Annotated in this window: 11 protein-coding genes; 9 read left to right on the forward strand and 2 right to left on the reverse strand. The window is 71.1% G+C overall.

Annotated features, from left to right (window positions below; translation table 11 throughout):
* Positions 1 to 9 precede the first annotated feature (9 nt).
* From QMK28_RS02565 to QMK28_RS02600, 8 genes are all read left to right on the forward strand, one after another.
* Positions 10 to 1,083 carry a sigma-70 family RNA polymerase sigma factor gene (locus tag QMK28_RS02565; RefSeq protein ID WP_326435302.1) on the forward strand — a complete coding sequence of 358 codons (1,074 nt, stop codon included), beginning with the start codon at positions 10 to 12 and terminating at the stop codon, positions 1,081 to 1,083.
* Entirely contained in the window at positions 1,080 to 1,703 is a 624-nt protein-coding gene (locus tag QMK28_RS02570; RefSeq protein ID WP_326435303.1) for an HNH endonuclease, read from the forward strand. The genes QMK28_RS02565 and QMK28_RS02570 overlap by 4 nt, the downstream gene beginning before the upstream one ends.
* Complete coding sequence (locus QMK28_RS02575) at positions 1,700 to 3,301, forward strand: ATP-binding protein (RefSeq protein ID WP_326435304.1); 1,602 nt, start codon at positions 1,700 to 1,702, stop codon at positions 3,299 to 3,301. Before QMK28_RS02570 ends, QMK28_RS02575 begins: the two co-directional genes overlap by 4 nt.
* Positions 3,302 to 3,539: 238 nt before the next feature.
* On the forward strand, positions 3,540 to 3,788 hold the full coding sequence (locus tag QMK28_RS02580; protein ID WP_326435305.1) for a helix-turn-helix domain-containing protein: 249 nt from the start codon (positions 3,540 to 3,542) through the stop codon (positions 3,786 to 3,788).
* A gap of 320 nt (positions 3,789 to 4,108) precedes the next feature.
* Positions 4,109 to 5,368: a tyrosine-type recombinase/integrase gene (locus tag QMK28_RS02585; protein WP_326435306.1), complete on the forward strand. Its 1,260-nt coding sequence runs from the start codon at positions 4,109 to 4,111 to the stop codon at positions 5,366 to 5,368.
* Positions 5,369 to 5,657: 289 nt separating this feature from the next.
* Positions 5,658 to 7,301 carry a penicillin-binding transpeptidase domain-containing protein gene (locus tag QMK28_RS02590; RefSeq protein WP_326435307.1) on the forward strand — a complete coding sequence of 548 codons (1,644 nt, stop codon included), beginning with the start codon at positions 5,658 to 5,660 and terminating at the stop codon, positions 7,299 to 7,301.
* A gap of 310 nt (positions 7,302 to 7,611) precedes the next feature.
* The gene (locus tag QMK28_RS02595) at positions 7,612 to 8,211 is read left to right on the forward strand and encodes a YbaK/EbsC family protein (protein WP_326435308.1); all 600 of its coding nucleotides are present in this window, start codon (positions 7,612 to 7,614) and stop codon (positions 8,209 to 8,211) included.
* Entirely contained in the window at positions 8,208 to 9,059 is an 852-nt protein-coding gene (locus QMK28_RS02600) for an EamA family transporter (protein WP_326435309.1), read from the forward strand. Before QMK28_RS02595 ends, QMK28_RS02600 begins: the two co-directional genes overlap by 4 nt.
* A 45-nt stretch (positions 9,060 to 9,104) precedes the next feature.
* On the opposite strand, the gene QMK28_RS02605 is transcribed toward QMK28_RS02600, so the two are convergent.
* Entirely contained in the window at positions 9,105 to 9,542 is a 438-nt protein-coding gene (locus QMK28_RS02605; protein WP_326435310.1) for a hypothetical protein, read from the reverse strand.
* A gap of 129 nt (positions 9,543 to 9,671) precedes the next feature.
* Between QMK28_RS02605 and QMK28_RS02610 the strand changes: the two genes are divergently transcribed.
* Positions 9,672 to 10,484 carry a helix-turn-helix domain-containing protein gene (locus QMK28_RS02610; protein WP_326435311.1) on the forward strand — a complete coding sequence of 271 codons (813 nt, stop codon included), beginning with the start codon at positions 9,672 to 9,674 and terminating at the stop codon, positions 10,482 to 10,484.
* A 91-nt stretch (positions 10,485 to 10,575) separates the two neighbouring features.
* Here QMK28_RS02610 and QMK28_RS02615 read toward each other — a convergent pair whose 3' ends face one another.
* Entirely contained in the window at positions 10,576 to 11,415 is an 840-nt protein-coding gene (locus QMK28_RS02615; protein WP_326435312.1) for an SDR family NAD(P)-dependent oxidoreductase, read from the reverse strand.
* Between the last annotated feature and the right edge of the window lie 54 nt (positions 11,416 to 11,469).

Below are 11,469 nucleotides of genomic sequence, written 5' to 3' on the forward strand. Positions count from 1 at the left end.
GGTACTCCCATGATGCCTGCAACCACGATGGAACGGCGTCCTGCGCTGGCCGACGCTCTGCGCGCCACCCGCGAAGAGCGGGGGTGGTCCGTGTCGCAGCTCGTCATGCGTATGCGCCAGGTCGCTATGGCGCAGGGGATCGAGCTGGCGAGCAAGGTGGGCGCTGTCGAGACGTGCGTCCGCAACTGGGAGCGCGGCAAGTACGCGCCGAGCGCGGTCTACCAGGGCGTGTTGCTTGAGGTCTACGGCACGTCGCGGGAGTCGCTGGGCCTGCCGGAAGAGCAGGCGGCACGGGACATCGACGCGGAGCGCTGGGGGCGGATCTTCGAGCAGTACTACACGTGGGTACTGCGACGCATCCAGTACAGCATCCGGGATCACGCACTGGCCGAGGATCTGGCGAGCGAGGTGTTTCTGAAGGTCGGTAAGTCGCTGCACGCGATCGTGAGCGATGACGAGAGCCTGCACGGCTACATGGCCGTTCAGGTGCGATGGGTGATCGCCGATCACTTGAGGACGGCTCGGGTGCGGCACGAGATGCTGGCGCAGCCCGCCGACGATGACGCTCCGCACCATGACCCGGTCGCCACCGACGATCTGTCGATGCCGGAGACGTACGTGACGCAGCGCGTCGACATCGCGCGGCTGCTGACTCTGCTTCCTGAGCAGCAGCGGCAGGTGTTCGCGCTGCGCATCCTTGACGGGTTGAACGGCAATCAGGTTGCCGTTCAGATGGGCGTGTCCGCTCCCACGGTGTCCCGGCGCTACGCCGAAGCCGTCTCGGTCGTACGTCGCCACATGTCGGGTGAACAGGCCCCTGTCGAGCAGTCGCCTGAGGCCCAATGGATGCTTGACGCGTGGTCGGCCGCGCTCGCGGAGGCTGCCACGGGTCAGCGGTTCACCGCTCGCCACCTGGTGGAGCGGCATGGCCTCGCGGAGCCGAGCACGCCGTTCCAGTGGGCACCGCTGTTCCGGCAGCTCAAGGACGAAGGCGTCATCCGCCCGGCGGGCTACGTCCACGGCAGCCGCCGCGCCTGGGTCGGCGTCAGTGAGCAGTCCGCAGTGCTGGCGGTGGCGGCATGACGACGCGAGGCACCCTGAGCGCGCCGCGTAAGCGGGCCCGTAAAGCCCAACTGGCCGCCCGCGACGGGCTGCGGTGCACGTACTGCCGTCGCCCGTTCGCCTCCCTGCGGGAAGCCACCTTGGATCACGTCGCGCCGCTGTGTCTGCTGCGGACCTGGTCGGCCCGGCATCTCGTGCTCGCCTGCCGACCCTGCAACGACGCCAAGGCCGACCGGCTGCCGCTGTTCCTGGCGCTGCTGCTGTGCGCGTACGCCGACCGCAGTCGGCCGACCGTGAACGCCGTGAACACCCCGACCGTGAACGCGGTGAACAGCGTGAACGTGATCGCGGTGAACAGCGTGAACGCGGTGAACGCTCAGGGCGTTCACCGGGCTTCCCCCGTGTTCCCCGGTCCGGCCGGGTACGCCGGTTGGCTCGCGCTGGCCCTGCTGGCGGCGGCCCGTGAGTCGGCCGCACGGTCGGTGCGTGACCTGCATCAGTCGACTCCGATCGGTCGGGGGGATGCACCCGACCGATCGGGTGGATGCACCCGACTGCGGACCCCGACCGTCCGGCCCGACTACCTGCGCGCCCCCGCCCCGGTCCGGGCGTGCCCGACCGATCGGGGGGTGGCCGCGTGAACGCCCGGACCCAGCCCGTCAACGGGCACGCCCGACCGCCGCTGCGGAGTGCCGCTTCAGCCCCGGCGCCGGGCGGGGAGGGTCCGGCCGGCCAGAAGAAGCCGTCCGCGTCCTCCCGCCTGGTCACCCTCGCCCGCGAGCGCTACGACCTGGTCACCTCGGACGACGGCCGTCCGTACGCGGTCGCCAAGGACGGCCCGAACATCGCGCTGCCGCTGCGGGGCCGCTCCGGACTGCGGCAGCGCCTGGCCCGGCTGTTCACCGACACCTTCGACGGCGAGGTGCCCAGCCAGTCGGCGCTGGCGGACGCGATGACCGTGATGGAAGGCATCGCGGACGACACCGACCCGGTCCCCGTGCACCTGCGGGTCGGCAGCAACCCGGCGGGCGGCATGGTCGTCGACCTCGGCACCGCCGACGGCCGCTGCGTAACCGTCTCCGCCGACGGCTGGCAGTGCGCGCCGCGCTCCCCGGTGCTCTTCCGCCGCTCCGGCGCGATGGCCCCGATGCCCACCCCGGTCCTCGACGGGGACGGGCTGAGCAAGCTGCACGCGCTGCTGAACATGGACGAACGCACCTTCCGGCAGCTCGTCGCCTGGCTGGTGGCCGCGTGGATTCCCACGATCCCGCACCCGGTGCTCACCTTCAAAGGCGAGCAGGGCACCGGCAAATCCAAGACCGCGCAGATGGTCGTGAACCTCATCGACCCCTCGCCCGCGAGCAAGCGCAGCCAGCCGCGCGACATCAAGGCGTGGTCGGCGCAAGCCTTCAACTCGTGGGCGCTGTGCCTGGACAACATCTCGACCATCCCGCCGTGGCTCTCCGACACCCTCTGCAAGGCCGTCACCGGCGACGGCATCGTCGACCGGGCCCTGTACACCGATGACGACGTGGTGGTGCTCTCCTTCCGCCGGGTGCTGGCCATGACCACCATCGACGCCGGAGCACTCGCCGGAGACCTCGCCGAACGCCTCCTCGTACTCGACCTGCAGCTCATCGAAGAGGACCGGCGGCGCACCGAGGAGGAGATGGACGCCGCGTTCGAGGCGGTGCGGCCCTCGGTGCTCGGGGCGCTGTTCGATCTGCTGGCCTGCGTGCTGGCGGTGCTGCCCACGGTGCGGCTGGAGACCATGCCGCGCATGGCCGACTTCGCCCGCGTGCTCGCCGCCGTCGATGCGGCGCAGGACTGGCGGACCCTCGATTCCTACCTCGCGACGTCGGCGAACGTGGCCACCGACGCGTTGGAGGGCGACCCGTTCGGGTCCGCCGTGACCGCCCTGGTCGAGGAGTGCGGCATCTGGCGGGGCACCGCATCGCAGCTCTTGGAGCGGCTCACCTCCGGGCAGGTGTTCCGGCCGCCGGGCTGGCCCAAGGACGCCACCCGCGCAGGTGGTCGGTTGAAGCGCCTCGCGCCGCTGCTGCGCTCCACCGGCGTCGCGGTCGATGACACGCAGCGTAGCCAGGACACGCAGCGCCACCGGCTGTTCGTCCTCACCCGGATGGAGAGAGACCCGGAACCAGTGTCCAGCGCCACCACCGCCCCCGGATGGCCGCCGGTGGCCCCCGTGCCCCGGCCGGAAACCCTGCCTGACCAGTAACGACGCAACCGGACCACGACCGGGCCGGGCGGCCACAGAGCCGCCCGGACGCGCCACCACCCACGAGAGCCAGTGTCCGCAGTGTCCAACCAGCGTCCACCCCACACACCGCCCTGACCTGCACCGACGCACGGTCTGGACACTGCGGACGCTCTGGACACTGCGATGCAGCAACTCTCTAGGACCGCACACCGCCACGACCCCCGACACCGGCCACGGATACGAGGAGTCACCCCGCATGACCACCGCCCCGCCCCGCAGCATCCCGCCGGCCGACCCCCGCGCGACCCTCCGCGCAGGACTCCCGGACCGCTACCTCACCCCGACCGACGTGGCCGCGCTGCTCCGGGTGCCGCTGGAAACCGTCTACCAGTGGCGCAAGAAGCGCACCGGCCCGCCCGGCTTCCGCGTCGGCAAGCACCTGCGCTACGACCCCGCCGCCCTCCACCACTGGATCACCGAACAGAGCACCCGCGAAGCGGCCTGACCCCATCGGCGGGGGTCTACCCCACCCCCGCCGGTAGTGGGGAGGCTCTACCCCCGTAGTGCCCCCCGTAGAGGGGGCCTGACCTGCACGGTAGAGCCCCGTAGAGGGGGTGGAACGGACTCAGGCCGCACCCCTCCCAGCGCTGCTACCGGTAGCAAGCCCACCCGCTACCGGTAGCACCCCCGCTAGCAACCAAAACCACCGCTGATCAGGCCCGTAGCGAGTAGCGGGCCCGGCACAACACACCCAAAAACAGGCCGGAGAGAGCCTCTCGGCTCCTCCCCCGCGTTGCTACCACCACCGAAAGCGAGGCAGCCACCATGGCTGGCCACATCCAAGACCGCTGGTACAAGACCGAGACCGACTCGAACGGCAAAGAGCACAGGGTCAAGACCGACCGCCACGGCACCGGCCTGCGCTACCGCGCCCGCTACATCGGCCCCGACGGCACCGAGAAGTCCAAGTCCTTCCCCGACAAGCAGAAGCGTCTCGCTGAGCAGTGGTTGACGCAGACTGCGGCTGACATGTCACGAGGCCAGTACCTTGACCCGCGAGCCGCCCGCATGACCTTTCAGCAGTTCGCGCAGCGCTGGGTGAAGTCCCACGCGACGGACATCAACAGCAGGGATGCGGCGGAGCGGCGGTTGCGGCTGCATGCCTTCCCGTACATCGGGACGCGCCCGCTCGCGTCCTTCCAGCCTGGACACATCCGGACGTGGCTCGGAGAGCTGAACGACAATGTGTCGGCCGCCTCGCACCGCCGGATCATCTTCGGAACCGTCTCGGCTGCATTCAGCGCGGCCGTTGATGACACGCTGCTGGCCAAGAACCCCTGTCTCGCACGGTCGGTCAAGACTCCGCAAGCCGACCCGGCACGGGTTGTCCCCTGGACCTCCGCGCAGGTCTTCGGAGTCCGGTCGGGCCTGCCGGAGCATCTCCGCGCGACGGTCGATGTGGGCGGCGGCTGCGGCCTACGACAAGGCGAAATCCTTGGCCTGCCGGAAGACGAAATCGACTTCGCGGATGAATGGCTTGCCGTGCGCCAGCAGCTCAAGCGCGTACGGGGGAAGTACGTCTTCGCGCCGCCCAAGCGCGGAAAGATCCGGGACGTGCCGCTCCCCATGGGCGTAGCCAGCGCCCTGAAGCGCCACATGGAGCTGCATCCGCCCGTGAAGGTGACGCTGCCATGGATGGAGCCGGACGGCCCCCTGGTGACGAAGTCGCTCATCTTCACCGGCCGGACAGGCGACGCAATCCGATCGAGCTACTTCAACGACTTCATGTGGAAACCCGCTCTCGCAACGGCTGGCCTCATCCCCCACCCCGATGAGGGCGAGCGGTACGCGGCGGCGCGTCGGCACGGCATGCACGCCCTACGTCACTTCTACGCATCGGTTCTGCTCGATGCGGGCGAGAACATTCGGGCCTTGAGCACGTACCTCGGTCACAGCGATCCGGGCTTCACGCTTCGCGTCTACACTCACCTGATGCCGAGCAGCGAGGGGCGGACGCGTAAGGCTGTGGACAGCCTCTATCGGGCCCCTGGCAGGCCCCTTGACGGCCCACAGACGGCCCCGTAGGGCTCTTGGAGCCCTGGTCAGTGACGAATCACCTGGTCACAGTCCGTACAGGCAGGGGAACGAGAACTTCATCTACTTCTTCCCGATCTACACGGGACAGATGATCACCAAGGACGCCTGGCAGAACCGGATGTGGCTCGATACGTGGGTCTGAGCGTCCCGCCATCCGGTGAGTGACCCTCCGGAGTCACCGTCGTTGCGTAGAGTGCGCCACGCATCCTTTTGGCCACGCATCTCTCCGAGCGCGTCAAGGGGGGTGGGACCAGCGAACAACGGAAGAGGATGTGTCATGCGCCGCGAGGTGAAGACCGGGCTGATCGTCGGGGTGTGCGCCGCCCTGATCGGCGTCGCCGGCTGCTCGTCCACGGACGACCAGGACTCGGATGTACGCACCGACAACGCGCCGTCGAAGGTGAAGACCGGGCCGCTGAGCGCGGCCGAAGTGCGGACCACCACACGGGACTTCCTCACGGCGTGGGCCGCGGGCGACGTCAAGAAGGCGGCGGCTCTCACCGACGACCCGAAGGCCGCCGCCGCCGCGCTGACCGGCTACCGCAAGGACGCGCACGTCACCAAGGTGACGCTCAAGGGCGGCAAGCGGGCCGGTGTGAAGGTGCCCTTCAACGCCACCGCGCGGATCTCGTACAAGCAGCAGAGCACCACCCTGGCCTACGCCTCCGTACTGAGCACGGTGCGCGACAAGGCCGCCGGGCATCCGCTCGTCGCCTGGCAGCCCTCGGTCCTGCACCCCGAGCTGAAGGCCGGCGACAAGCTGCTGACCGGTGAGTCCGGGGCCCCGCCGATCAAGGCGGTCGACCGCGACGGCGCGGAGCTGCGCAAGGAGGACCACCCGACGCTGACCGGTGTCCTCGCGAGCCTGCGTGACCGTTACGGGAAGAAAGCGGGCGGCAAGGCGGGCGTCGAGGTCACGATCCACCGCGCCAAGGTCAAGAACGCCGAGGTCAAGGACGGCAAGGCCGCCGAACAGCCCGACAAGACCCTCAAGGTGCTCTCCCAGGGCACCCCCGGCACGCTCCGCACGACGCTGGACGGCGCACTGCAACGGGCCGCCGAGCAGTCCGTGAACAAGCGCCCCAGGGCGTCCGCGGTAGCCGTGAAGCCCAGCACCGGCGAGATCCTCGCGATCGCCAACTCCCCCGCCACCGGTTTCAACGGAGCGCTGCAGGGGTCGATGGCCCCCGGCTCGACGATGAAGGTCGTCACGGCCGCGACGCTGCTCGACCGGGGTCTGGCCGGCGTGAACAAGCCGCACCCGTGCCCCAAGTACTCCACGTACGGCGGCTGGAAGTTCCAGAACGACAAGAAGTTCGAGATCAAGGGCGGCACCTTCGCGCAGAGCTTCATGCGCTCGTGCAACACCGCTTTCATCACCCAGGCCCCGAAGCTGCCGGACGACGCGCTCACCAAGGAGGCCAGTGAGGTCTTCGGGCTCGGCCTCAACTGGCAGACGGGGGTGCCGACCTTCGACGGGGCGGTGCCGGTGCAGAGCGACGCGCAGAAGGCCGCCTCGCTGATCGGCCAGGGCGGCGTCCGGATGAACCCGCTGAACATGGCCTCGGTCGCGGCCACGGCGAGCTCCGGAACCTTCCGGCAGCCCGTCCTCGTCGCCCCCTCGCTCGACAACCGGACGCTGGCCAAGGCCAGCCGCAGCATGAAGCCCACGACCGTCAAGCAGTTGCGCGAGCTGATGCGGCTCACCGCGACCGCCGGGACCGGCGCCGAGGCGATGGCCGGGGTCAGCGGGAACATCGGCGCGAAGACCGGCTCGGCCGAGGTCGACGGGCAGAAGAAGCCGAACGGCTGGTTCACGGCGTACCGGGGCGACCTGGCGGCAGCCGCGGTGGTCCCGGCGAGCGGGCACGGCGGCGAGAACGCCGGGCCGGTCGTGCGGGCGATGCTGACGGCGGGCTGAGCGCGGACTCAGCGCGGATGCCGCACCGCTGCCGCAAGGATGCCGCACGGAACGAATGCAGCACGGACTGAGCATGGGCTGAGCCCCCTTCGGGGCAGGCCGGGGGCGGGTCGGGGGCGGGTCGGGCCTACGGGTCCGGCCCGCCCCCCTCTTGGTCTACACCTGGCACCGGCGAGATCCTCGCGGTCGCCAACAACCGGACGGACAGGTGGCGGGGGCGCGCGCGGATGGCGGGAGCGTGCGCGGGGGCGCGTGCGGGTGACGGAAACGACATCGCGTGGCCTGTACACCCGGCGATAGCGTCAGCCCCATGTCCACTCCAGATACCGCTGACACCGCACACCCCCGATTCGCCGCCGCGCTCCGCGAGCTGGGCCTCGACGTAGAGGTCCGCAGCTTCCCGGAAGCCACCCGCACCGCCGCCGAGGCCGCAGCCGCCGTCGGCTGCGAACTGAGCCAGATCGTCAAGTCCCTCATCTTCGAGGCGGACGGACAGCCGGTGCTGGTGCTGTTGGACGGGGCTTCGCGGGTCGATGTCGAGCGGGTACGGGCTGAACTCGCCGGGGCGGGGCCCGACGGTCCGACGGATGGCGGGCCGGTGACCGGAGCGGCGGACGACGACGGCTCCGGAAGCGCGCCAGGGGACGCGTCAGGGGGCGGCGCGGGGGGCGCGAAGGTACGGCGCGCGAGCGCCGAGCTGGTCCGCGAGACGACCGGCTACGCGATCGGCGGCGTCCCGCCCTTCGGGCACCGCACCCGCACCCGGGTCCTCGCCGACCGCGGCCTGCTCGCGCACCGGACGGTATGGGCCGCGGCCGGCACCCCGCACTCCGTCTTCGCACTCGCCCCCGAGTCCCTGATCGCCCACTCCGGCGCCACCCTCGCGGACGTACGCGAAGTGACCGCGTGACCCCCCTGGTCGTGACGGCGGTCCTCATAGCCGCCGTCACGCACGCCGGCTGGAACGCGATAGCGCACGGCTTCAAGGACCAACTGCTGGCCTTCACGCTGGTCAGCGGCGGCGGCGCGGTATGCGGAGTGGTGCTGGCCGTCTTCACACCGCTCCCCGCGGCCGCGGCCTGGCCGTATCTGGTCGGCTCGGCCTTCCTGCACGTGCTCTACATGGTCCTGCTCATGCGCTCGTTCAAGCTGGGCGACTTCGGCCAGATGTACCCGATCGCCCGCGGCACCGCCCCCCTGGTGGTGACCGTCCTGGCGGCCGTCTTCGCCAATGAACGCCCGGACGGCTGGCAGACGGCCGGCGTCGCGGTCGCCTCCGCCGGACTCGTCGGCCTCGCCCTCTGGGGCTTCCGCGGCACCGGCAAACGCCCCCACTGGCCCGCGATCACCGCAGCCCTCGCCACCGGCCTCGCCATCGCCTCGTACACCGTCGTGGACGGCATGGGCGTACGCGCCTCCGGCAACGCCCTCAGCTACATCGGCTGGCTGATGATCCTGGAGGGCCTCTCCATCCCCCTGTACGCCCTCGCCACCCGACGCGGCGAACTAGCCGCCCAGCTGCGCCCGTTCGCGGTCCGCGGGCTGATCGGCGGAGTCCTGTCCGTCTTCGCGTACGGCCTCGTCCTGTGGGCCCAGACGCGTGCCCCGCTCGCCCCGATCGCGGCACTGCGCGAGTCGAGCATCATCGTGGGCGCGGCGATCGGCGCGGTCTTCTTCAAGGAACGCTTCGGCGCGCCACGGATGGCCGCGGCGGGGCTGATGGTGGTCGGGATCGGGTTGATGCTGCTGCCGGGGTGAGGCTGGTGCCGGGGGGCGCGGGCGGCGGTGGTGCGGGCGGCGGCCTCACCCCTCCGTACGCGCCATGCGCCGGAGCCCGATGAGTTCGAGCTCCGCGAAGACGGCGACCACCACGGCTCCCGCCAGCATGAACGCGACCCCGAGCCCGGTCAGCGGCGCGAAGCCGGTGAAGGCGAGGATCAGGCAGCCGACAGACGACAGCACATTCACCGCGATCACCGCCCAGCCGAGCCCGCGCGGGATCGTCGGGTAGCCGGCGATCAGCGCGAGCGCGGCGGCGCCGCCCAACTGGTAAATCCCGAAAGCCACCGACAGCGCCATGGGCATGCCCGTCGGCGAGCTGAGCAGCCCGCTCGCGGCGATCAGGAAGACGGCCATGACGGCGGTGCTCGCGCTGTCGATCCGTAACACCGTACGGAGCAGTCGTGCCGTGTCCCGGCCGCCTGCCATGGCCTGTGACGCGGAGATGGTCTGAGCGCTCATCCGAGCCTCCCTGTCGTGTGCACCGGTGCCCCGGTGGGTATCGAGGATCACGTTGGCAGCCTGCGGTCGCGGGCTCAATGACCTGCGAGGTCATGGGCCGGCGGCAGCGGCGCGGCTAGTCTCGGCGGCATGGACATAGGTCAACTGCCCCGGGTGGGCGTGCTGCTGCGCGAATGGCGGCGGCAGCGCAGGCTCAGCCAGCTCGCCCTCGCGCTGGCGGCCGACACCTCGGCGCGGCACCTGTCCTGCGTGGAGACGGGCCGCTCGCGGCCGAGCCGGACCATGGTGCTGCGCCTCGCCGACCAGCTCGACGTCCCCTTGCGGGAGCGCAACCATCTGCTGCTGGCCGCCGGTTACGCGCCGGCCTATCGGGAGAGCGCGCTGGACGGCGCGGGCATGGCGGCCGCACGCTCCGCGCTGGACCTGCTGCTGGCCGGGCACGAGCCGTACCCCGCCGTCGTGGTCGACCGCTGGTGGAACGTGGTGACCGGCAACCGGGCCATGTCCGTCCTGCTCGACGGCGTCCCGCCGGAGTTGCTGGAGCCACCGGCGAACGTCGTCCGGCTGGCGCTGCACCCGGACGGGCTCGGCAGTCGCTGCACCAACTTCGGCGAGGTGCGCGGGCACTTCCTGGAACGGCTGCTGCGCCAGGTCAACGCGACGGGGGACGCGAAACTGCGCGCGCTGTACGAGGAGGTGCGCGCGTACGAGCCACCGCCGGGGGCGGTGGACGCTCCGGCGCGCGAGCCGGGCTCGGCGGAGGTTCTGGTTCCGCTGCGGTTCGGCACTCCGCACGGCGAGGTGTCGATGTTCAGCACGATCGCCACTTTCGGGGCGCCGGCCGACGTCACGCTGTCCGAGCTGGCCATCGAGCTGTTCTTCCCCGCGGACGAGAACACGGCGCGCATCCTCCGCGAACGCGCCGAGCGCGCGGCCCTCTGACACGCGCCCCCAGCCCACTCCCCTGAGCTCCCGCGCGCCCGCTTGCCCGGGCCGCCCCAGCGCGCGGCGCCGTCCGCGAGCCCCCGTCAGGTCACTCGTTCCCGAACGTCCCGCGTACGACCGGGCTGCTCACCAGGACCCCGCCGTCCACCGGCAGCGTGACCCCCGTGATCCAGGCGGCATCTCGCGAGGCGAGGAAGGCGACGGCGGAAGCGATGTCCTCGGGCTCGCCGACGCGACCCAGCGGGTAGAGCTCCGAGACGCGCTCGATGACGGCCTCCCGGCCGTCCCACGCGTTCGTGCGGATCGTGCCGGGGGCGATCAGGTTGACCCGTACGCCGCGTGGGCCGCCGTGGCCGGCGAGGGTGCGGGTCAGGCTGCCGAGGCCGGCCTTGGCCGCGCTGTAGGCGTGGTTGCCGAAGTCGTACAGGCCGTTGACGGAGCCGATGTTGACGATCGCGCCGCGGCCGTCCGCGGCGGCCAGGTGGGGCATGGCGGCGCGGGCGCAGCGGTAGGCGCCGTTGAGGGTGATGTCGAGGTCCTGGTGCCAGTCGTCGTCCGACTCGTCCTCGAAGAGGGGGGCGTCGGGGTGGCAGGAGTAGGCGTTGTTGACGAGGACGTCCAGGCGGCCGAAGCGTCGGACGGCGTGGGCGACCGCGGCTTCGACGGCGGTCCGGTCGGCGACGTCGCAGGCGAGCGCTTCGGCGACGCCTCGTCCCGTCGAGCCGGGTGACGAAGCGTCCGGGGCATCGGCGTCCGCAGGCGCGCCCACCGACTCGTTGACGGCCGCCGCCGCCTTCTTCGCACGTGCCTTGTCGAGGTCGGTGAGGAGCACCCGCGCGCCCTCGGAGACGAAACGGCGCGCGGTGGCCTCGCCGATGCCCTGTCCCGCGCCCGTGATCAGTACCGCGTAGCCGTCGAACCGCGCCATGCCCGCCCCTCGCCCAAGATCGGTGATCGCTTCCGTCGGCAGCGTAGGCGGCGA

This window comes from Streptomyces sp. H27-D2, assembly GCF_035828615.1.
Classification (GTDB): Bacteria; Actinomycetota; Actinomycetes; order Streptomycetales; family Streptomycetaceae; genus Streptomyces.